Annotated in this window: 16 protein-coding genes; 4 read left to right on the forward strand and 12 right to left on the reverse strand. The window is 55.0% G+C overall.

All coding sequences use genetic code 11. From position 1 onward, the window contains the following. Positions 1-186: 186 nt before the first annotated feature. Both ygfK and ssnA read left to right on the forward strand, forming a co-directional pair. A complete protein-coding gene (gene ygfK, locus QQF33_RS11920; RefSeq protein ID WP_285157858.1) occupies positions 187-3,291 on the forward strand; it encodes a putative selenate reductase subunit YgfK in 3,105 nt (1,034 codons plus the stop codon). Then, entirely contained in the window at positions 3,288-4,622 is a 1,335-nt protein-coding gene (gene ssnA, locus QQF33_RS11925; protein ID WP_285157859.1) for a putative aminohydrolase SsnA, read from the forward strand. The genes ygfK and ssnA overlap by 4 nt, the downstream gene beginning before the upstream one ends. 52 nt (positions 4,623-4,674) lie before the next feature. On the opposite strand, the gene QQF33_RS11930 is transcribed toward ssnA, so the two are convergent. Together QQF33_RS11930 and ygfT are read right to left on the reverse strand one after the other, a co-directional pair. Then, positions 4,675-5,142 (reverse strand): 4Fe-4S dicluster domain-containing protein, encoded by a 468-nt coding sequence (locus QQF33_RS11930; protein WP_285157860.1) that lies wholly within the window; start codon positions 5,140-5,142, stop codon positions 4,675-4,677. Continuing rightward, on the reverse strand, positions 5,139-7,079 hold the full coding sequence (ygfT, locus tag QQF33_RS11935; RefSeq protein ID WP_285157861.1) for a formate-dependent uric acid utilization protein YgfT: 1,941 nt from the start codon (positions 7,077-7,079) through the stop codon (positions 5,139-5,141). The genes QQF33_RS11930 and ygfT overlap by 4 nt, the downstream gene beginning before the upstream one ends. Before the next feature lie 471 nt (positions 7,080-7,550). Here ygfT and QQF33_RS11940 point away from each other — a divergent pair, with 471 nt between their 5' ends. After that, positions 7,551-9,023: a nucleobase:cation symporter-2 family protein gene (locus QQF33_RS11940; RefSeq protein ID WP_285157862.1), complete on the forward strand. Its 1,473-nt coding sequence runs from the start codon at positions 7,551-7,553 to the stop codon at positions 9,021-9,023. Between the two features lie 170 nt (positions 9,024-9,193). Here QQF33_RS11940 and QQF33_RS11945 read toward each other — a convergent pair whose 3' ends face one another. From QQF33_RS11945 to QQF33_RS11985, 9 genes are all read right to left on the reverse strand, one after another. After that, a complete protein-coding gene (locus tag QQF33_RS11945) occupies positions 9,194-9,772 on the reverse strand; it encodes an NTP transferase domain-containing protein (RefSeq protein ID WP_390888475.1) in 579 nt (192 codons plus the stop codon). 80 nt (positions 9,773-9,852) lie between these two features. Then, positions 9,853-10,311, reverse strand: coding sequence for a (2Fe-2S)-binding protein (locus QQF33_RS11950; RefSeq protein WP_282494210.1), 459 nt, complete (start codon positions 10,309-10,311; stop codon positions 9,853-9,855). Positions 10,312-10,323: 12 nt separating this feature from the next. Continuing rightward, complete coding sequence (locus QQF33_RS11955; RefSeq protein WP_285157864.1) at positions 10,324-13,539, reverse strand: molybdopterin cofactor-binding domain-containing protein; 3,216 nt, start codon at positions 13,537-13,539, stop codon at positions 10,324-10,326. Positions 13,540-13,752: 213 nt separating this feature from the next. Further along, entirely contained in the window at positions 13,753-13,998 is a 246-nt protein-coding gene (locus QQF33_RS11960; RefSeq protein WP_282494208.1) for a hypothetical protein, read from the reverse strand. 10 nt (positions 13,999-14,008) lie between these two features. Further along, positions 14,009-14,371: a putative holin gene (locus QQF33_RS11965; RefSeq protein ID WP_282494207.1), complete on the reverse strand. Its 363-nt coding sequence runs from the start codon at positions 14,369-14,371 to the stop codon at positions 14,009-14,011. 58 nt (positions 14,372-14,429) lie between these two features. Beyond that, positions 14,430-15,419: an Ig-like domain-containing protein gene (locus QQF33_RS11970; protein ID WP_285150798.1), complete on the reverse strand. Its 990-nt coding sequence runs from the start codon at positions 15,417-15,419 to the stop codon at positions 14,430-14,432. Positions 15,420-15,593: 174 nt separating this feature from the next. Next, positions 15,594-16,541, reverse strand: coding sequence for a hypothetical protein (locus QQF33_RS11975; protein ID WP_285150799.1), 948 nt, complete (start codon positions 16,539-16,541; stop codon positions 15,594-15,596). 150 nt (positions 16,542-16,691) lie between these two features. Next, complete coding sequence (locus QQF33_RS11980) at positions 16,692-17,819, reverse strand: hypothetical protein (protein ID WP_285150800.1); 1,128 nt, start codon at positions 17,817-17,819, stop codon at positions 16,692-16,694. Positions 17,820-17,837: 18 nt separating this feature from the next. Continuing rightward, the gene (locus QQF33_RS11985; protein ID WP_285157865.1) at positions 17,838-19,895 is read right to left on the reverse strand and encodes a hypothetical protein; all 2,058 of its coding nucleotides are present in this window, start codon (positions 19,893-19,895) and stop codon (positions 17,838-17,840) included. A 251-nt stretch (positions 19,896-20,146) separates the two neighbouring features. Between QQF33_RS11985 and QQF33_RS11990 the strand changes: the two genes are divergently transcribed. Then, on the forward strand, positions 20,147-20,761 hold the full coding sequence (locus tag QQF33_RS11990) for a helix-turn-helix domain-containing protein (RefSeq protein ID WP_285150802.1): 615 nt from the start codon (positions 20,147-20,149) through the stop codon (positions 20,759-20,761). A gap of 26 nt (positions 20,762-20,787) precedes the next feature. Here the strand turns inward: QQF33_RS11990 and QQF33_RS11995 are convergent, their stop codons facing one another. After that, positions 20,788-21,651, reverse strand: a complete 864-nt coding sequence (locus tag QQF33_RS11995; RefSeq protein WP_285150803.1) for a LysR family transcriptional regulator — start codon at positions 21,649-21,651, stop codon at positions 20,788-20,790. Positions 21,652-21,930 lie beyond the last annotated feature (279 nt).

A 21,930-nucleotide genomic window follows, 5' to 3' on the forward strand; every position in this document is an offset into this window, starting at 1 on the left:
TTTTAATTCGCATCAGGCATTGGGGAATTATTTATCCTATTGCCTCCGACTTTCGATCTGGTTCACAAATTTATTCAATCACGGGCCGTGAGCTAACAGGTGGTGTGATTATTGCTCTCCTTCTCCTCATTCACTGGAATTATCACAACACGAGCAATGTCTTTCTGAAAAATTAAGGAGAAGGTTATGGGGGATATTATGCGTCCCGTTCCGTTTGAGGAACTCTTGACGCGCATTTTTGATGAATACCAGAGCCAGCATTCCATTTTTGGTATTCCGGAACAGCAGTTTTATCAGCAGAAAGCACCACACAGCCTGAGTGTGTTTGGCGAAAACTGCGCAACGCCCGTAGGCCCTGCCGCCGGGCCGCACACCCAGCTAGCGCAGAATATCATTACCTCCTGGCTGACCGGCGGGCGGTTTATCGAACTGAAAACCGTGCAAATACTCGACCGCCTGGAACTGGAAAAACCCTGCATCGATGCGGAAGACGAATGTTTTAACACCGAATGGTCAACGGAATTTACCCTTCTGAAAGCCTGGGATGAATATCTCAAGGCGTGGTTTATTCTGCATCTGCTGGAAGAACTCTTCCCCCTCACTCCCGTCGAAAATGGCAAATCCTTTATTTTCAATATGAGCGTCGGGTATAACCTCGAGGGAATTAAGCAGCCGCCGATGCAGCAGTTTATCGATAATATGATCGATGCCTCCGCCCAGCCTAAATTTGCCGAATATCGCAACACACTCACCCGCTGGTTGCAGGATGAGTCCTTTATTAATCGCGTCAATCCGGCAGCGAAGCGATATCACCTTGCGACGCTGGCCCAGCGCATTCCGGGCAAGTTAGTGCAGAGCATCACGTTGTCCACCATGCATGGCTGCCCGCCGGATGAAATCGAAGCCATCTGCCGCTACATGCTGGAAGAGAAAAACCTCAACACCTTCGTGAAGCTCAATCCGACGCTATTAGGCTACCCGCGCGTGCGCGAAATTCTCGACGCCTGCGGCTTCGGGTACATCAAGCTCAGTGAAGAATCCTTCGAGCACGATCTCAAAATTGATCGGGCGCTGGAGATGCTCAACCGTCTGGTCTCCCTCGCCAAAACGCGCTCGCTGGGCTTCGGGGTGAAACTCACCAACACCCTCGGCACGCTCAACGACAAAGGCGCGCTGCCGGGCGGCGAAATGTACATGTCCGGGCGCGCGCTGTTCCCGCTGTCGATCAACGTTGCGGCGCTGCTGTCGCGCGAGTTCGACGGCAAGCTGCCCATCTCCTACTCCGGCGGGGCCAGCCAGGTCAATATCCGCGAGATCTTCGAAACCGGGATTCGCCCAATCACCATGGCGACGGATCTGCTCAAACCCGGCGGCTACCTGCGCCTGACCGCCTGCCTGCATGAGCTGGAGTCCTCCGACTGCTGGGAGATGCCGCGGATTGACGTCGCGCGCCTGAACGCCCTGGCCGAAAAAGCGACGACCATGGCCTATACCCAGAAAAGCTGGAAGCCGGAGGACCGCATTGAAGTCGCCGAACCGCTGCCAATGTTCGATTGCTACGTCGCCCCCTGCGTCACCGCCTGCGCCATCAAGCAGGACATTCCGGAATACATCAGCCTGCTGGGGCAGCAGCGATACGCCGACGCGCTTGAGCTTATCTACCAGCGCAACGCCCTGCCCGCCATCACCGGCCATATCTGCGATCACCAGTGCCAGTACAACTGTACGCGCCTCGATTACGACAGCGCACTCAACATCCGCGAACTGAAAAAAATCGCCCTCGAAAAAGGCTGGGAGGAGTATCAGCGTCGCTGGCACAAACCGGCGGGTTCCGGTTCACTTCATCCGGTCGCCGTGATCGGCGCGGGTCCGGCAGGGCTGGCGGCGGGCTACTTTCTCGCTCGCGCCGGACATCCGGTCACGCTGTTCGAACGCGAAGAGAACGCCGGTGGCGTGGTCAAAAACATCATTCCTCAGTTCCGCATCCCGGGCGAACTCATCCAGCATGACATCGATTTTGTGGTCGACCACGGGGTGAAAATTGTTTACGGCTGCGACCCGCATTTGAGCGTGGAAAAGCTCCAGCAGCAGGGCTTCCACTATGTGCTGGTCGGCACAGGAACCAACAAAAACAGCGGCGTGAAGCTGCGCGGCGATAACCCGAACGTGCGCAAGTCCCTCGACTTCCTGCGCGAATTTAACCGCGGCGATACTCTGCATCTCGGCAAACACGTGGCCATTGTCGGGGCGGGGAATACGGCGATGGACTGCGCCCGTGCGGCCTTGCGCGTACCGGGGGTAGAAAAAGCCACCATCGTCTATCGCCGCTCGCAGCAGGAGATGCCGGCCTGGCGGGAAGAGTATGAAGAGGCCCTGCATGATGGCGTCTCCTTCCAGTTCCTGAGCAATCCGGAGCAATTTAACGCCGATGGGACGCTTATCGTGCAGGTGATGACGCTCGGCGAACCCGATGAAAAAGGCCGTCGCCGCCCGGTCGACACCGCTGAAACCCGCACGATGCAGGTCGATACGCTGATCACCGCCATCGGCGAACAGCAGGACACCGACGCGCTGGCCGCGATGGGCATTCCGCTGGACGCGCAGGGCTGGCCAGAGGTCAATGCCGACGGGGAGACCCGCAAACCGGGCGTGTTCCTGATTGGCGATGTCCAGCGCGGTCCGTCTTCCATCGTCGCCGCCATCGGCAATGCCCGGCGGGCGACGGACGTGATTCTGGCGCGGGAAAATATCGCCAGTTCTCACGCCAACAAACACTGGAACAACGTCGATCCGGCGCAGGTTTATCAGCGCAAAGGGGCGATTGCCATCGCTGAAATCAGCAAAGACGACAGCGATGCGTTTGTTGCCCAGGAGGCTAGCCGTTGTCTGGAATGCAACTATATCTGCAGTAAGTGCGTCGACGTCTGCCCGAACCGCGCCAACGTCTCCATCGCCGTACCGGGCTTCCAGAACCGCTATCAGACGCTGCATCTTGATGCGTACTGCAACGAGTGCGGGAACTGCGCGCAGTTCTGTCCGTGGCAGGGAAAACCGTACAAAGACAAAGTCACGGTATTCAGCCTGATGCAGGATTTTCTGCACAGCAGCAACCCCGGTTTCTTCGTCGACAACCACAGCGTACACGTCCGGCAGAACGACCAAACCTGGCAGCTCGCGATCGGTCAGGACAGCCAGTTCACCGAGGTTCCACCGGAGCTGAGCGCGCTCTGTCGCATCATCAGCCATGTCCATCAGCACCACAGCTATCTGCTGGGAGGCGTTGAAGTATGAGTATTATCATTCTGAAAAATGCGACGGGCGTGCAGCTGCATCCGGCGAAAGTGTGGGAAAACGTCGACATCGCCATTGAAAACGACGTCATTCTGGAGGTCGGCCCGTCGCTCGCCGCGCGCTATCCGCAGGCGAAAAGCAAAGAGATGAACGGGCGAATCGTCATGCCGGGGATGGTTTGCGCGCATAACCACTTCTACTCGGGACTATCGCGCGGCATTCAGGCGACGATCCCCCCCTGCCCGGATTTTATCTCAACGCTGAAAAACCTGTGGTGGCGTCTCGATCGCGCGCTGGACGAAGAGTCGCTCTACTACAGCGGGCTGATTTGCGCGCTGGAGGCGGTGCGCAGCGGTTGTACCGCGGTGATTGATCACCACGCCTCGCCTGATTACATCGGCGGTTCACTCAGCCAGTTGCGTAACGCCTTCCTGAAAGTCGGCCTGCGCGGTATGACCTGTTTCGAAACCACCGATCGTAACGGCGGCACCAAAGAGCTGGTAGCCGGTGTCGAAGAGAACATTCGCTTCGCCGGGGAGATCGACGCGGCTCGAAAAAAAGGCGAGCAGCCGTATCTGGTTGAGGCGCACATTGGGGCTCACGCGCCCTTTACCGTCCCCGATGAAGGGCTGGGAATGCTGAAAGAAGCGCTCAAAATCACCGGGCGCGGCCTGCATATTCACGCCGCCGAAGACGGGTACGACGTTTCGCACAGCCATCACCGCTACGGGAAAGATCTGCTGGTGCGCCTCGCCGAATTCGACCTGCTCGACAGCAAAACGCTGGTCGCCCACGGCCTCTATCTTTCCGAAACGGATATTGCGCTGCTGAATGCCAGCGACGGTTTTCTGGTACACAACGCCCGCTCCAATATGAACAACCACGTCGGGTATAACCAACATTTACTCGAAATACGCAATCTGGCGCTAGGGACCGACGGCATTGGCTCCGATATGTTTGAGGAGATGAAGTTTGCCTTCTTCAAACACCGCGACGCGGGCGGGCCGCTGTGGCCGGACAGCTTTGCCCGCGCATTGAGCAACGGCAACGAGCTACTGAACCGCAACTTCAACGCTCGCTTTGGCCGCCTTGAAGCGGGCTTCAAAGCGGATCTGACGGTGTGTGACTATCAGCCTCCGACGCCGCTTATTGCCGAAAACATCGCCGGGCATATCGCCTTCGGCATGGGGTCTGCCAGCGTGTGTGGTGTGATGGTCAACGGCGTGATGATCTATGAAAACCGGCAGTTTACCTTCGACTGCGAACCGATCTTCGCCGAAGCACGAAGGGTGGCGAAGAAACTCTGGGCGCGGATGGATAACCTGTCCTGATAAAAAAATCCCCCCGGCGAGACGCAGCGGGGGGATTTTTTCGCGCCAGCCTTCACCAACTGACGGTATCGGCCTGGCGCTTTTGTCGCAGCGCCACAAGCTGCTGTTCAGTCATGAGACTCAGCGCCGCCGTCGGGCAGGCTTCGACACAGGCCGGGCCGCGCTCCCTGCCAGCACACAGACTGCATTTCACCATCGCCGGTAATTCCCCAGCCTTAATCTCAATGGTAATCGCGCCAAACGGACAAACCACCGCACAGCGCTGGCAGCCGATACATTTTCCGGCATCGGCTTCAACCCGCTCTTTCCCCATCGATAACGCTCCGCTCGGACAGACCGCCACGCAGGGCGCGTTCTCGCACTGATGACACATCACCGGAACGCTCAGGGTATCCAGGCGCAACACGGTAAGTCGCGGCTGAAGTTTGCCCCCCGGCGCGCCGTGCTCCAGCGCGCAGGCCAGTTCGCAGGTCCGACAGCCAATGCAAGCTTCCGGGCTGGCAAAAATAAAACGCGTCATGCTTCCTCCTCACGCTTAAACAGCGTCAGCATCTCCTGCGCCGCCTGACGTCCAGCCACCATCGCCGTGACCACCAGATCCGCGCCGTGAACGGCGTCTCCGCCCGCAAAAACCTTGTCATTGCTGGTTTGCGTCGTGCCGCGATCTTTCCCGCCGGTGCAAATTTGCCCCCAGCGGTCGAGCGCGATCCCGTTCCCGCGCAGCCACGGCATATCGTGCGCCTGGAAACCAAAGGCCATGATCAGCACGTCGGCAGGCAGTTCAAATTCCGACCCGGCCACCGGCTGCGGACGGCGGCGTCCATCCGGGCCGGGCTCGCCCATTTCAGTGCGGATCAGCCCAATGGCGCTCACCTGGCCTTTGCGGTTGGACTGAATAAAACGCGGCTGCACGTTGAACTGAAACTCCACGCCCTCTTCGCGTGCGTTACCGACCTCTTTCTTCGAGCCGGGCATACTTTGCTCATCGCGGCGATAGGCGCAGGTGACGCTGGCGGCCCCCCGGCGAATGGCGGTGCGCAGGCAGTCCATTGCTGTATCACCGCCGCCGAGCACTACCACGCGTTTGCCCTTGATTTCGGTCAGCGGGTACTCCGCCACCTCTTCGAGGCCCATCACTTCGCGGGTACTGGCGATCAGGAAAGGCAGTGCCTGAATGACGCCCGGCAGCGTTTCGCCCTCCAGCCCGGCAGCCATCAGGCCATAAGTGCCCACGCCGAGGAACACGGCGTCATAGTTGTCCACCAGCTCATTGAAAGCGATATCGCGGCCCACCTCCTGATTAAGGTGAAAACGAATCCCCATTTCACTGAAAATTTCGCGCCGCACCGCAAGAATATTTTTATCGAGTTTGAAAGGCGGAATGCCAAAGGTCAGCAGCCCGCCAATTTCCGGATGACGATCAAACACATCCACCTGCACACCCGCGCGCGCCAAAATATCGGCGCAGCCCAGCCCCGCAGGCCCGGCCCCGATCACCGCCACCCGCTCTTTACGCGGCACCACTTCGCCGATTTGTGGTCGCCAGCCCATCGCCAGAGCGGTGTCGGTGATATAGCGCTCAAGATTGCCGATCGCCACCGATCCGCCTTCGTTTTTCAGCGTGCAGGCGCCTTCGCAGAGCCTGTCCTGCGGGCACACCCGGCCACAGATTTCCGGCAGCGAGCTGCTCTGATGGCACAGCTCGGCGGCCTCAATAATTTTGCCCTCATTCACCAGACGGATGAAATCCGGAATGGCGTTATGCAGCGGACAGGTCCAGTTGCACCAGGCCTTTTGCGCGCAGCTCAGGCAGCGCTCGCTTTCATATCCGGCATCGCACTCTGCAAGCGGGCGGTAAATCTCGTCGAAATGCTGTTTGCGCTGTTCAGCATCGACCTTTTTCGCCCCGATGCGCGGCGGTTTGTTCAACATCTCCCGGCGTCGGATGCCGTGAGGCGGCTCCTGCTGCTGCCCCAGTGCCGAGCGGATTTGCCGTTCGCGCCTGAGCTGGTTGAGCGCCTTTTCATCTACCAGGCGCAGCGCCTGCGTCGGGCAGTTCGCCACGCAGGCCTGTTGCCCGGAGGCATTTTCACTGCACAGATCGCATTTTTGCGCCAGCAGCGGCGATGACTCGTCGTTCGCCACCATCTCAATGGCCCCAAACGGACAGGCGATGACGCAGTTTTTACAGCCGATGCACGCCTCCTGGCGGAACTGCACGCTGTCGTTGGCGAACAACAGCGCCTGGGTAGGGCAAACAGCGACGCAGGGCGCGTCATTGCAGTGATGGCAGGTAGTGGCGCTGCTGGCACCGCGCTTAAAAATCACATGAATGCGTGGAAGAAAATCACTTCGCTGCTGCGGCCAGCTATCCTGGTGATGGGAGAGAACGCAGGCGACTTCGCAGGCATGGCAGCCAATACAATTCGCCGCATCCGCGACAATAAATTTATTCATTTGCTTCCCTTTATTATTCTGAAATGACTCAGGGAAGCTATGCAATTATCAGGCGATGTTTGGTTGAGGGATTTTTCGAAACGCCATTTTGCGAGCCATATCAAAAACTCGCTCGACAACCCGGATATTTAAAACGTTAACCTTTTGAAAATATGGATGCTATCTGCGACGACCATACCATTATGAGAGATAATTCTTCTCAATGTGATATCGCCAGAGAGTATGTATTGGAATTCGCCTCGCAAACTTATTTCAGGGCATTTCATTATTTCCGACGACGCGTGATTTAATTCACAGAATATATTCATCACGGGTTTGCGCATTCATTTCTGGCACAGCTTACGCATAACACTCTCCGTGTGCGCAACATGCTGGTGATCTCATCAGCGCAGGGAGGCTAAGGCCTTCGAATCGTAACTTCAGCTTTCAACCCAATCGGTGTGCTGGGGTCGTACAGGAGACAACCTTTTTATGAAAGACATGGCCATTCCGGCTCCACGAGCCACAGGGTCAACCGCTCCGGTTGACGAAATTCTGCCCATAACTCAAATGGTCCTCTACGGTCTGCAGCACGTGCTGGTGATGTACGCCGGTGCGGTGGCGGTGCCGCTCGTGGTGGGCAGCGCGGTGGGGCTTCCCCCCGAGCATATTATTCTACTGATCAGTGCCGATCTGTTTGTCTGCGGCATCGCTACCATCATTCAGTCCATGGGCGCGACCCAGTGGCTGGGCTGTAAACTGCCTCTGATTCAGGGGTGTACTTTTGCGGCGTTGATCCCGATGGTGCTGATCGGCAAGCAGTACGGCATCGGCGGGATTTCCGGCGCGGTGATTGTCTCCGGGATTTTCATTCTCTGCTGCGCGCCCTGGATTAGCCGCCTGGTCCGCTTCTTCCCGAAAGTGGTGATGGGCGGGATCGTCACGCTGATCGGCCTGTCGATAATGCCCGTGGCGGGAGGCTGGATTGGCGGCGGCTCAAGCGAAATGCCCGGATTCGGCAATCTGTTCTGCCTGCTGATGGGGGCCATCACCCTGGTGATTATCCTTAATATTTACACCTTCGCCTCGGGGGTGATTAAAAATACCTCCGTGCTGATCGGGCTGGTAATCGGTACCGTGCTGTGGAGTTTCTTCAAGCCGCTCAATTTCAGCCTCGTCCATACCACCCCGTGGATCCACCTGCCGACGGTGATGCCCTTCGCGAAGCCTGAGTTTCACATTATCCCCGTCGCGCTGCTGTCGATGGTGATGGTGGTCGTGATGGTAGAAACCATGTCATCGATGATGGCGACGGGCGATATCGTGGGCAAAAAAGTGGATGCGGTGATGCTGCGCAATGGCCTTAACACCTGCGGGCTGGCGACCACCTTCTGCGGCTTCTTTAATCTGTTCCCCTACGCCGCCTTTGCGCAGAACGTCGGGCTGATCGGCCTGACGGGCGTTCGCAGCCGCTATGTGGTTTCCGTCTCGGGAATGATTCTGGTGCTGATGGGCATTTTCTCCAAAATGGCGGCGCTGGTGGTGCTGATCCCGAAACCGGTTCTCGGCGGCGCGGGGATTGTGATGTTCGGGATGGTGGCCGTGTCCGGCATTCGCACGCTGGGGCAGGTGAACTACCGCAATAATAACAACGGGATGGTGGTGGCGTTGACCCTGGGTCTCGGCATGATGCCGGTACTGGTGCCTAATCTGTTTAGCCAGTTCCCGCCGATAGTTCAGCTGTTCCTGCACAGCGGGATCACCATCGGGACGCTGACGGCGATTGTCGCCAACCTGACGCTAAACGGGAGTGTGCCTTTCCGCGTTTCCCACGACGCACTGGTGCCAGACCCGCTCCCGCCCAGCTCGGCGGCGCGTAATATGGCGGTGAGAACCGTGCGGATGTGGCTCCTGCTGCGCAAAGTGCAAAAAGAGCAGCAGCTTCTGCAGCAGGAAGAGAAGTGATGGCAACCCGACTTTTGGTTGCGGCGATCATTCTGGCGCTGCTGGCGGTTCCCGCCGTTCAGCAGGCCATCGACCTGGGGCTGAGCAGCCGCTTCAGCTTCGGGTTACTCTTTTAACGAGCCAAAAAAAACGCCCCGGCAGGCAGGCCACCGGGGCGATGCAGAAAAAGATTACTTTGAAGTCATCGTGCAGGCTCGACCACTCCATTGCGCGACCTGCGAATACTGCGCTGGCGTATCAACATCCCAGTGAATGCCCTGCTCTCCCACACTCACCACGTGCGTTTCGATCTGATTGATTACGTCTTTTAGCGTGGTACCTTCCGGCGCGTGCGCGATCAGCGCTTTGGCTCGCTGAGGCAACAAAATGGGATGTCCTTTCCCCCGATTGTGTCCGGGGATCAAGCAGACGTCCCGATCTCCGCCAGACCACAGGGTGCGATAAACGTCGGGAGTGACTTCCGGCATATCCCCTAGCGCGAGGAAAAAACGTGCAGAGGTCACCGCAGCCACCCCGCACTGAACGGAGGAAAACATCCCCGCCTCGTAGTCAGGGTTCTGGATAACGTCGATGCGTGGATGATCCTGGTAGTACAGCGCCAGCTCATTGCCGCGATGTCCGGCCACCAGTATCACGCGATCGCAAAACGATAACGCGCTGGCAAGCGCGCTATCGAGGATTGTCCCGTCGCCCCAGGGCATCATCAGTTTCCACTTTCCCATCCGGCTGGAAAGACCCGCCGCCAGCATGACGCACTCTTTTGTTTGCCTGGTACTCACCCTCTTCTCCTCCGGTTACACCGCCGCCTGCGCGGCGGTGTCGGTTCGACTTACCCTTTCAGTACAGCTTTGATGGAGGTGATGATCGGCTGATATCCGGTGCAGCGGCAGAGGTTGCCCTCCAGCGCCTCTTTTAGCTCGTCATCGTCAGGAGTGGGGTTCACGTCCAGCAGCGCTTTGGTGCTCATCAGTACACCCGGCGTGCAAAAGCCGCACTGCACGCCGCCGTGGCGGACAAAGGCATTTTGCAGGCGCTTGCCGACCGGATCGCGATACAGCCCTTCGACGGTCTCAATCTCTGCCCCGTCGCACTGGGCGGCCAGCAGCAGGCATGAGCACGCCGATTTGCCATCGACAACAATCGTACAGGCCCCGCACTCCCCGACGGAGCACCCTTCTTTGGTGCCCGTCAGCTGCAGGTCGTCACGCAGAAAATCGATCAGGCGCTGGTTGTCTTCGACATCACGAGAAACGCGAATGCCATTCACAATAAGCTCAATATGATTCATGGTCATGGCTCCTTATTTGCTCTGCTCTGTCATCACTTCCAACAGCATCTGCCGGAACATATCGATAAATACCGGAATCTTGTACGGGGCAGACCAGCGCCCGCCAATTGCGCCTTCGATCAGGGTATGAAGCACCTGCTCCGCATGCGCGATGGTGTCAGCCGTCAGACGTTGCCCCACCAGGGCCTGCTCGACGACCGTCAAACGCTGCGGCTTGCTCATCAGCGCCCCATCCACCAGCCGACAGACCTGAATGATCCCCGCCGCATCCACGTGGAACTGGCCGGTTAAACTCTGGCGGGTGATGTTGAGGGCGTTTCGCCGCCCCAGCTGCAGATACCGCGTAGTCAGCGGCTGTTTCATCGGGGCCGGAAGATGGATATGGGTCACCAGTTCATCCGGTTCGAGGCAGGTGCGATACCCGCCGGTGACAAACTGACTGACCGGCATGCGGCGCACGCCTCGCAGGCTGCGCAGCTCCACTTCTGCGTCGTAGATAATCAGCGGCGGCAGCGAATCGGCGCACGGTGCGGCGTTGACGATGTTGCCGCCAATAGTCGCGCGATTGCGCAGCTGCAGTGAGCCAACCGTGCGACAGGCCGTGACCAGCAGCGGATAGCGCGCCTGAATCAGCGGATGTTTAACCAGGTCGCTAAAGCAAACGCCCGCCCCGACCGATACGCCGCCGTTCACATCAGCTATCTCTTTTAGCTCCCGCAACGCCGCGATATTGACCAGCGGCACGCCTTCTGATTTCATGCGCGCCTGAACCAGCACATCGGTACCACCCGCAATCGGCACAGCCTTAGTGTCAGCCAGCAGGGTGAGCGCCTCTTCCAGCGTGTGAGGGATTTTTAACGAAACGGAATTGAGGCGGTGGATCTGCTTTTTCTCTTCGGAGTCGAGCATCAGCTCGCTTTGACGTTCCGGTTTTTTCAGGTTGTAGCCGAGCCTGACCTGCTCGAGCGTCAGCGGCAGAGTGCGGTTATGGCGCTCAATGGCAAAACTCACCGCATTGTTTAACGCGGCCGCGCCCAGCTCCAGCACCGGCTCGCCGATCACTTTCGCTCCCATCGGCCCGGCGTTGTCATGGTTCTCAACGGCGATAACGTCGATGTGCGGCATGTCCTTGATGGTCGGCAGCAGGTAGGTATCAAAGTTTTCCGACTTCACCACGCCGTGCTCGGTGTTGAAATCTTCCAGCATGCCATAGCCGATCATCCCCTGCAGGACGCCGCCATAAACCTGGCCGACAAACCCGACCGGGTTGATGACTTTGCCGACGTCGTGGGTCGCCACCACGTCGTTCACCGTCACCTTGCCGGTGCGCGTGTCCACCGCAACGTCGGCGATCTGACAGCCGTAAACCCAGGTAAAGTACGGGCTACCGCTCCCTTTTTCTTCGTCCCAGTGAATATCCGGAGCCACGTGCCAGCCGTAGGATGACAGATTTGCGCCGGTCGCTTTGGTCATGTCGACCACCTGCTGGAAGCTCAGGCTGTGCTCAGGATGATGGCGATGGAACACGCGTCCTTCCCGCCAGACCAGATCCTCATCGCTTCCGGCTTTCAACGTCTCTTTGATCGCCGCCGCCATGCGTTTTTTGATCTTATTGGCCGCGCTCAGAATGGCCTGTCCGCCCATCAACGTGCCGCGCGAGGCCACCGTCGAGCCGCCATCGGCAATCATCGCCGTCGCCGGTTCGCTGAACATCACCCGATCAAGCCCGATACCAAAGGCTTCGGCTGCCAGCAGCGACATGGTGGTTTGCAGCCCCTGCCCGTTCTCCGACACCGACGTGGAGATGTTAACGCTGCCGTCCGCATTCACCTGCATCAGCGCCGACGACGCATCCAGCCCTTCCGCCCCCAGCGAGCAGCCGCGATGGCTTAGGGCAAAACCGATGCCGTAGCGAATTGGGCCGCCCTGCGCATTGAGTTCCCGGTAGTGCGCCCGCTTCGCTTCAAACTCCGCCTTAATCAGCGATTTTTGCAGAACCTCTTCGGCGGAAACCTTGTGTTTATCGAAGACCTGCCCGGCCATGCTGGTATCACCCTGCTGCAACACGTTGCGCAGACGGAATTCCACCGGCGACAACCCGATGATCTCCGCCACTTCATCCATCAGGGATTCGTTGGCAAAAATCACCTGCGGTGCGCCGTAGCCGCGATAGGCCGAGGTGTAGTTATTGTTGGTGTAGACGCCCGTCACATCGACGCGCACGTTTGGAATGTTGTACGGGCCTGCCGCCTGGACCGAGCTGCGCCAGGTCACAAACACCGTCTGCCCGGAGTAGCTACCGCCGTCGGCGATAATCTCGATTTTCATCGCCTGAATGTGGGCGTCGTCGTCGAGCCCGATGCGGTATTTCATTTTATAGGGGTGGCGTTTATAGCTTTCCCGCATCGACTGTTCACGGTTGTAGGTAAACTTCACCGGACGTCCCGTCAGGTGAACCAGTAGCGCCGCGCGACACGCCAGGTTATCAATGATGTCATCTTTGCCGCCAAACGAGCCGCCCAGTACCGAGCGTTTCACGTTCACTTTGGCCTGCGGGAGGTCGAGATATTTGGCCACGATGCCGCGAATACGGTGCGCATTCTGAATCGAGCCGGAAATGGTCATGATCTGCTCGTTATCATCCAGATACGCGGTGATCGATTCCGGTTCGATATAGCCATGTTCCTGGAATCCGACCTCATATTCACGTTCAAAAATGCGCGTGGAAGCGGCAAACCCGGCGTCAATATCGCCTTTCACCGTGTGATGGTGATTAATGATGTTGCTGTCCAGCTCGCTGTGAATCAGCCGGGCTCCGGGCTTCATCGCCTCTTCGGGAGAGGTAATCGGTTCCCAGGGGGTGTAAGTTACCTTGATTTTGTCGACCGCAAGACAGGCGACTTCATAAGATTCGGCAGCCACCACGGCAATCACATCGCCGCGATAGGCGATTTCACGATCGATAATCGGGGGATAGTCGGGAATAATCACGCCCAGGCTGCGTTGACCGGGAATATCTTTCCAGGTCGCGATTTTTATCACCCCAGGGACCTTCTCCGCCTCCGACAAATCCACAGAATCAATTCGCCCGGCGGGGATATCGACATATCGACACGCGCCATACAGCATATTCTTCATTCTGATGTCATCGCCGTACACGGCCTTGCCATTCACCTTCGCAAGCCCGTCTACCCGCGGCACCTCATTGCCAACCAGCAATGTTTCCATGTTGTTTCCTCTCCGCTAACAGAAAAAAGATAGGGTGATGAAGCAATGGCTGTGCCATCTCTCGTGGCAGAGGGAATTTGAATAGCGTTCTGTGAAGTCAATTCAGAAAAAATCGTGCGAGGGGGTAACGTGGGATCGAGGGGCACGACGCGCCCCTATCAAATGGAGAAAACGCGTATCACTATGATAAAACTATCTCTATCGGGAAGGAGGTTAGTTCTTTAAGATCTTATCAACCCAGGCAATCACGCCAAACAGCACAATAAAAGCCAGCTGCGCCCGGCTTGCCACTATTCGCCCGTCCAGCAATCTCACGATTAACATGCAACAGACGACGATAGCGAGCCAGTAGGTCACACTGAGCACGCTGAGTTTTACCGGGTGATTTCTGCGTAGGGTAATCAATCGGATAAGAATAATCAGCAGCGCGGTTATTTCATAGAGAGCGAGATAATCCATGATGACACCTTTATTTTTTGTCTGCTAAGCGTTTTAGTAAAATATCAATGATGGTATTAATCAGTCTGACGGCGATGGCTGCGGTTAATGCGGCGGTAAATGTTTTGTTGAGTTCCGGTGCCGGGCTGATAAATTTATCCATGCCTTTGTTTAACAGGTTGGTTGTGCTTTCGGCACAGCTGACGCCTAAAATAAAGGAGACCACGAAATAAGCGCTGCGCTGCCAAAAGCTCACATATTTGATATTGACGGTGTAGATAATGGCGCCGCAGGCCGCTCCGGCCAGTAACGAAATACTTTCATATTGAGTCAATAATGTCATCGGCATCTCATTCCAAAAAGGAAGTGACGAAAGAGAAGTCAACAAATCCATAGTAGTTCCCCTTTAAATGAGTCAGTCCCGGCCTAAGCCGGGACGATGATTAGGGTGATTATTGAGTGTCAACCAGGCAGGACAGTGTCTGAGAAAGCAGAACGCTGGTGCTCGCCGCAGGCTGTACGGTGTAATAGACTTCGGCGTAGCCTTTATAGCCGGCGCCATTTGGATAGAAGTACTGATTATCCACGGTGAAGACCACTTTGGTCTGTCCGTCGACAACCGCTGCGTTGCCCGTGGTTTCAGTCTGGGTGATCAGGCGGCCCTGCTCGTCAAAACCTGACCAGAAGTAGGTGACAGAATCACCCGCCGCGATGCTTGAGTACTGAATTTCAACGTCAACGCCGTCGCCCGCATCGCTGATGTTAATCCACGGATCGGCATCAGCCACCACCGGTTTAGCCAGACTTGGCATAACCTGACCGTCGTCGGAAACCACAACCGGCACCGGTGAAGAGTTCACCGTATTTCCGGACTGGGTCGTGGAACTGTAATAGACGCTATAAGTGCCATTTTTAAGGCAATCTGGCGACATTTCGTTGGTCACATCAATAATGAATGGCGGATGAACCGTGTCGGTAATAATAAATTCACGGCTGTCAGCCTCGCCCCAGTAGAAGGTGACAATCTGGTTGAGTTCAATATTGTCGTAAATTGGAATTTCCGCCTGCACACCGAATTGCAGATCGTAATGATCGAGAGTGAATAAATCATCGGCGTTAGCATTGGTGATTGTCGGCGCAACATGCGGCGTATAGGTGTTGATGACGTATTTGCGGCCCACGAGATCATCCGCAGTGGTCGCCGTCACGCTGACGGTGCTCGCACCAACGGTGGCGGTAACGTCGATCTTAGCGATACCTGATGCATCGGTTTTTGATGTCACGTCAGAAAGCGCCCCGCCTACAATGGCCCAGTTCACAACGATATCCGCTACCGCAGGTTTACCATCGGTTAAGATGGTTGCAGAAACGTTAGAGACCTGAGAACCATCGTTAGCAATTGGGTTTGGGGTGGCGCTTAATTTTGAAACGGTGTTAGCCATACTATTTACCTTATTAATATAAACGATACCATCTGTATCGGGGTCCATAATAAACAGCCACACCGCACAGCGTTGCGCTTAATACAGTCACCCAACGGGCAATAAATAGTTTTCTGGACAGCGCGCAATAAAAAGCCGCTGATTAAAACAGCGGCTAAAGAAAGGCAGTCATATTTAGAACGGATTATTACTCCAGCCGGTCGATGGGAAATAGCCCCCATTTACCGATGAGAAAAACTCTGCCACGCTAAAATCATCCGCCGCCGTATTTGGCGTGACGGTTAATACGGTGGAAGAGCTGGTCGTTTTCACCGACAGACCATAGATAATATTATCCAGGCCGCGCTTCAGGGCGATATATTTCCCCGTGGTGAAGGATTTGGTCACACCGCCGGTAGTCAGATTCAGCGCATTCAGCACGTGCTTTTTATCCTCCTCGGTGACGTAAAATAGCGTGTTCCCGTCGACGGAAAAGGCGCTCTGGATAAATACGGTGCTCAAACCCGTCACTGATTCAGTCAGATGAACATCCAGCACGTTACCGGCGATGGTGAACTGACCGTACACCAGGCTGGCGTTATTCCGCTGGACAGCGATGTTGTTTTTGCTGATATCAATGCAGGTTGGGACGCCGCCACACGGCAGGAAGACCGCGCTGTGGCTGACCACCTGGTTGTCTTTGCAATAGACATTCACTAGCTTGTACATGCCCTCTTTTTCAGCCACGTAGAACAGCCAGCAGCCGCCGTTGGCGGTATCACCCACAATACTCAGCGGCGAATTGATCATCGCCTCGACGGGCAGTGCGATAATGGCCTTCGCGTCCACCGAGGAGTCATTCATAAGATTGCGCTTGATATGGGCGTAGTTCAGGCCAACGCTGTCGATGAAATACAGGTGGGCATCGTCCGCCGCGCTGGCATCGGGCGCAAAGGCGCAGTTAGCCACATTGGCAGGCAGACTATCAAATAACCCGCTGGCATCGGCGACGGTTTTAAACGTCGAATCCATCAGGTATTTACCCAGAATATAATATCCTGTGCCGCCCGGCAGCGTGATGACATTACCGAAGTTATCCGAATCCACCGGGACCAGCGGGAACCCCGGAGATTCTATTTGCATCACATCATTCGTGAAGTCAAAAATACTGCGGTGATTAGCGCTGCCAGGAAACCAATATTGCTGATACGTTTCAGAATTAAAAGTCATAATATCCTCTCATTTCTACTGGAATGAAAAATCACCCTTACCGAATGGCAAGGGTGAGGACGCTTATTTCAGGGCGTTGATCTGGTATTGAATATTGCCGAAGGTCGCGGAGCTGTTAATGTCCTGGTTCAGCATTTCCGTCACTTCAATTGCCCCTGTTTCAGGGATTTCGGTGATGGTTAATACCGGGTCGATGCTGGTAAACAGGTTCGTGCCGTAGACCGTGCCGTTTGGCGCCAGCTTCAGGGAGAGATACTGATAGCCGTACACATAGCTGGAATCAGCAGAGTAAGAGGCCTGGCTGTCAATCTCATACACCCATACCTGGTTTTTCTTGGCGCTATCCAGCTTTTTCAGGAAATAGAGCTTGGTCGCGGAAGCGTTGAAATCAGGTGTCAGGGTGGCCGTTGAATTACTGACCAGCGCCTGATTGATGACCGAGAAACCGGTCGATACTTTGAGTTCGCCCACCATGATCTGATTGTTGACGGTGACGGCAATCTTATTGCCAAAGGTCACAATCGAGCTGGTTTTGCAGTCCACGGCGGCCGTGATGCTGGAGAACGGCGAGAGCATGATATGCACCGGCGCGGTGGTGCTGACGCCGGTGGTATCGCACTTGTAAGCCACCATGGTGTTCGCATTGGCCAGGGTTAAGACCCAGAACTCATTCTCGTTCACACAGGCCAGGCCAAACGGCGTCGCCACGCCATTGTCATTATTCAACGACTGGGTTCCCACCCAGTTCGCTTTCCCGCCCAGGCCGAACGGGAAATTCACAATGGCATAGTTGAGATGCTTGGTTGAGCGATCCACATAGAAAACATAATAGGTGGGAATGGATTCCGAGCAGCTCGGCGCAATAATACTGGTCAGGTAAGTGTGATCCAGCGTATCGAGCTTATAATCCGGATTAACCAGATTATGGTAGCCATCATAGATATTATTGCCGTCGAAGAATAAAACCCATTTACCGGTTTGCGGGTCGCAAATAGTGGATTCCTGCTGAGCGGTATTGGCTTCAACGACGCCCGGCATAGCGCCCGGCTCACGGTTGAGCGTATTGTTGGCGTTGTTAAAGTTATACAGCATGCGTGCCGTGGAGGTTGAGCTGGTTTGCGGCGTACCCGCCATCCACTGCATCTGCGCCTGTAAAGAAGGGATCTTTGCGCTTGCTTTTAATTCATCCATTTTTATCTTCTCTTGAGATTAGAAATAATAAGTGCAATAGCTGCCGTCGGAAGGATTCACCCGAGAGACGGTAATTGCTGTGTTGTTAAGATTATTTGCGGTAATACTGAATATCACCGGGCTGCTGACATTGACGTTCAGGTCGGTAACGAGACCTCCTTTATTCACTCCATCGATATAAATATCTGCGTTGTTATTGGTACTCAGGGTAAAGTTGCCCGCCTCTTCACTGACGGACAGCTTGAATTCGCGATTGCCGGTGCCAGGGATATAAGGTTCGCTGGTCAGGAGTGGGACGGTGATATCGTTGGTGCGCTCGGTTTCAAAGCCCACCGTGGAAGCAGGAATTGAGCTGCCGATAATCTGCGCGGTAATGGTGTTGTTCAGCGTGTCGCTCCCGGAGATATTGGTTTGCGCATACCCCTGGAAGTCGGTATTGATGGTGATGGTTTTGAGTTTGTTGTTGGTGAAATAGTTATTGCCGAACAGGCTGAACTCCACGGCGACATTGCGCAGCGGCACGCCGTTGTCCATCGCCAGATACTTCACGAAGCATCCCTGAATCACGGTGTTATTCCACGGCGCGTAGCCGGTCGAGCCGCCGAGATAGCTTGATCCGGTGATGACATCGCCCTCGGTATCAATGTTAGCCACGCTGTCGTCGGAGTAACCAATCCCGCCGGAGTGGAAGTTCACCGTGTAGTTAACGACGGCATAACCTTTGCCCGTTGGGGTGATGTATTTCGAAGGCACCGTGAAGGTCATTGTCTGCAGTCGGGCTTCATCCGCCGTGACGCTGCGGGTGGCGGAATAGACCGTGCCCGGCACCGGCGTGATGTCCGTGCCTGTATAGCAAGACCAGAACAGACTGACGCTGTCCCCTTCCGCCATCGACGGATAGCTGACATCGACCGGCGTGCCGCCGTTGCTCATCGCATCCGTTTCCGTGATGACGCCGTCATCCAGGGCTTCCGGCACCGTCGGAGCCGGCAGTTCGAGGCTATGGGTCACGTCGACGCCAATTTCGGCGGCGAGGGAACTGCCCTGCTCACCGGAGGCAAACAGCACGTTGTAGTAGCAGATGCCGTATCCGATGCCAATCGGCAGGATCTCCGCGGTCGGGATGTTAACCACAAAGCCGCCGCTGAGATCCGTCTCTTTCACCAGGGTAATAAACTGCCACTCCGTTCCGGCGACCGGATCGCCATTTTGCGAGTAGCCCTGCCAGTGGGTGGTGACCGTATCGCCCACGCTGATGGCCGGATAAGCCGGGATCTGCACCGGCGTGCCGTTATCGCTGGCCGCTTCGTCCGCATCGATCCACTCATCGTCACCCTCAATAAAGACCGGCGGCGGCAGCGTGTTCCCGCTGGAGGTATTGATGTTGACGAAGCCGTTTTCCGAGCGCTCATTGCGGATGTCCGTGTGGGTCACGACATACCAGGCGCGCGCACTGTCCATATTTTCCGGAATGATAAACGCCGTGCTGATGGTGACGTTGAACCCGCCCAGTTCGCTCTCCTGAACCGTATGCGAAACGCTGGTGATGCTCTCCTGAATCACTTTTCCGTCGCGCGTCCCGACCCAGTACAGGGTGACGTTATCGTCCACGGCGATGCCCGGATAGTTAGGGATGGTGACCGGGGTGCCGCCGCCGCTCATGGCGTCGTCGTAGTCGAGGCTGTTATCGGCCCCCGCTTCCGGGAAGAGTGGCGGAGGCAGCGTGCCGGTGGAGGTTCTGTCGATAATCACTTTGCCGATGTTCGACCAGAAGCTGTTTTGCGCCGCGTCCACCAGGTTGTATTGCACCTTGTAGACTCCGTCGGGGAGCAACAGCGCGGCCTGCGGGTTGATCGCGGACGGCCACGGGAAATATTGCCCCATCGGGCCTTCGCCAAGACCAATAGAGTCAATAGCCACGCTTTCAAACCACAGCTCGAGAAAATCACCCGGTGCCGCATTTTCATACTCGGCAATATTAATAAGCACACCCGATGTAGAGAGTTCGGCCAGGTTGATCACGCCATCATTTTCCATTTGCGGAAATGATGGCGCATATAAAGTTTTTACAGGCATAAATATCCCTTTTAGGAAAATAATGAGTTCGTGACAGAGGCACTATAAGGATTCAGGAGGAGACGAATGGGGCAGAAATGAATAGCGAGAAATGCATTTTTTGCACAGCTACCGTTTCGATGAGTGTAAGAGTTGGCAATCTTTGTAATATTGACTTACATCTTAGCGGTTTTATCACATCGTGCTTTTTGTCGCTTTTCGGATTTTCTCCGATAGAATGTTTTCAAGGATACTCAACGACCGGAAGCCTGATGAATATTCCCCGAAAGCATGTCAACGATATAATCAACCACTTTATTAATAACACCCATCTGACGACAAAAATTAGCGTTTACAATCCAGGCGAAAACGACCGGACGCTGCTCGATGACGACTGCGTATTAATGGTTATTGAAGGGTATATTTCACTGGTTCGCGAAAAAGATGGCATTATCATGGCTTCTTTTGAAGGCCCTTACATCATAAAAATCTGCTCCTCGGGCGTATTTAATAAGATGCGTCTTAGTCAGGACAGTAACTTTTCCTATATCACCTGCAGACGTAGCGATTTTTATCAATACATCGGCGAGAAAGACCTTTGGTATAGCCTGGTCCAGATTCTGGAATACAGCACCTGGCAGCTTTACTCTAAAATAGAGATGATGACCCACGGCAGCGTCTATGACAGCGTGAAGTTCTATTTGGGAAAACTAAACAGTCATCCCGCGCTATGTCAGAAAGAGAATGTTTGTCAATATATTGTTGTCAGAACGGGTTATGCAAAAAGCGGAGTGATGGCGATTCTGAATGAATTACGGAAAGGAGGCTATATCACGATTGTGCGCGGTAAGTTAACCGGGTGCACTAAATTGCCAAATAAATTCTAAATTAACACGAGCGCTCGTGATCGTTATTAGAACAATTTGCTAATGTGCTTGATGATATTGGTTAGTTCTTCGTTGTGCTTAGCGCTCCGACGCGAATAAAAGTAGGTGGTTATTCTGATGTCATCGAGCAAGATGGTATGACTGCGGTTGATGTTCATCATCTCACAGGTGGTGAGCGGCAACAGCATGTACCCCGTGCCGTTGGCTGACATCAGCAGGAAGTCAAGGATGGAGCCGTTGACGCCGCGGATCCGCGGGGTGAAATGCACCGCCTTCTCCAGCACCCCGGACAGACGCATCTGCGCGCTGGTCACCATATTTTCCCTGACCAGCAGCGGTATCTCTGCCAGTTTTTCCGGGTCGTTTTTGAGCTCGCTGTTGGTTATTAATAATAACGCGCTGCTACTGTGGCTCTGGGCGACGACGGTTTGCGGAACGGGAAAATGATGGTTACTGACGATCAACGTATTGTGGCCCAACTCTCCGGCATCAAAATCCTCTTGTGTAATTTTCCTGCGGCTCAGTTGATAAGGTAACAGGCTCTTTTTCAGGCTGGACTCAATAATATCTGCGGGGTTATCAGGGAACGAGCTGTCAAGGATAATCTGTGTGACATTCTTTTTCCGCGTGGTCCCCAGTCGGTCTTCAATATGCATTATCTTTCGATATAAAGGCTCGGTTTGCTCGTATATCTCGAGCGCATATTCCGTTGGCTTAAACAGTCCATGCTGGCGAATAAATAATTTTTCTCCAAAGAGTGTTTCGAGTTCGTTAATCGTTTTACCCAAAGGTGAACGTGTAATAAAAAGTTCTTCACAAGCTTTGTTTAGACATCGCTTCTCCATTACCGTCATGAAATATTTCAGTTTCTTTGTTAATAAGAAGTGCATCAGTCTTTCCCCTTATCTACTCTAAAATTCATTGCAGTCCGCATCATCATATTGGTGTGTGATGGAATAGCAAATGCTGTTTATTTTCTCTCTGTGCCTTTGATAAATGTAAATTATCATGTTAGTCCAGGTTATATGAGCAACTTCTGCCCAAACCCGTGCAAGATTGGACCGGTCTAAGAATTTTCGGATATCGTTAATGTCACGCGGATTAACCTGGCTTCTCGGAAATAATTTTAAACATCTCGCGTTCAAATCTGGAAGTGCGTCATGTAGCGT

The sequence above is a fragment of the Lelliottia wanjuensis genome (assembly GCF_030238365.1).
In the GTDB taxonomy this organism is placed as follows: domain Bacteria; phylum Pseudomonadota; class Gammaproteobacteria; order Enterobacterales; family Enterobacteriaceae; genus Enterobacter; species Enterobacter wanjuensis.

What these genes read in the sequence shown, in the direction of transcription:
- QQF33_RS11930 (WP_285157860.1), bottom strand. Translation starts at nt 5,142, where the DNA reads ATGACGCGTTTTATTTTTGCCAGCCCGGAAGCTTGCATTGGCTGTCGG.
- QQF33_RS11985 (WP_285157865.1), bottom strand. Translation starts at nt 19,895, where the DNA reads ATGCCTGTAAAAACTTTATATGCGCCATCATTTCCGCAAATGGAAAAT.
- QQF33_RS11980 (WP_285150800.1), bottom strand. Translation starts at nt 17,819, where the DNA reads ATGGATGAATTAAAAGCAAGCGCAAAGATCCCTTCTTTACAGGCGCAG.
- QQF33_RS11955 (WP_285157864.1), bottom strand. Translation starts at nt 13,539, where the DNA reads ATGGAAACATTGCTGGTTGGCAATGAGGTGCCGCGGGTAGACGGGCTT.
- QQF33_RS11995 (WP_285150803.1), bottom strand. Translation starts at nt 21,651, where the DNA reads ATGCACTTCTTATTAACAAAGAAACTGAAATATTTCATGACGGTAATG.
- ygfK (WP_285157858.1), top strand. Translation starts at nt 187, where the DNA reads ATGGGGGATATTATGCGTCCCGTTCCGTTTGAGGAACTCTTGACGCGC.
- QQF33_RS11965 (WP_282494207.1), bottom strand. Translation starts at nt 14,371, where the DNA reads ATGGATTTGTTGACTTCTCTTTCGTCACTTCCTTTTTGGAATGAGATG.
- QQF33_RS11990 (WP_285150802.1), top strand. Translation starts at nt 20,147, where the DNA reads ATGAATATTCCCCGAAAGCATGTCAACGATATAATCAACCACTTTATT.
- ygfT (WP_285157861.1), bottom strand. Translation starts at nt 7,079, where the DNA reads ATGAATAAATTTATTGTCGCGGATGCGGCGAATTGTATTGGCTGCCAT.
- QQF33_RS11975 (WP_285150799.1), bottom strand. Translation starts at nt 16,541, where the DNA reads ATGCAAATAGAATCTCCGGGGTTCCCGCTGGTCCCGGTGGATTCGGAT.
- ssnA (WP_285157859.1), top strand. Translation starts at nt 3,288, where the DNA reads ATGAGTATTATCATTCTGAAAAATGCGACGGGCGTGCAGCTGCATCCG.
- QQF33_RS11940 (WP_285157862.1), top strand. Translation starts at nt 7,551, where the DNA reads ATGAAAGACATGGCCATTCCGGCTCCACGAGCCACAGGGTCAACCGCT.
- QQF33_RS11960 (WP_282494208.1), bottom strand. Translation starts at nt 13,998, where the DNA reads ATGGATTATCTCGCTCTCTATGAAATAACCGCGCTGCTGATTATTCTT.
- QQF33_RS11970 (WP_285150798.1), bottom strand. Translation starts at nt 15,419, where the DNA reads ATGGCTAACACCGTTTCAAAATTAAGCGCCACCCCAAACCCAATTGCT.
- QQF33_RS11950 (WP_282494210.1), bottom strand. Translation starts at nt 10,311, where the DNA reads ATGAATCATATTGAGCTTATTGTGAATGGCATTCGCGTTTCTCGTGAT.
- QQF33_RS11945 (WP_390888475.1), bottom strand. Translation starts at nt 9,772, where the DNA reads ATGCTGGCGGCGGGTCTTTCCAGCCGGATGGGAAAGTGGAAACTGATG.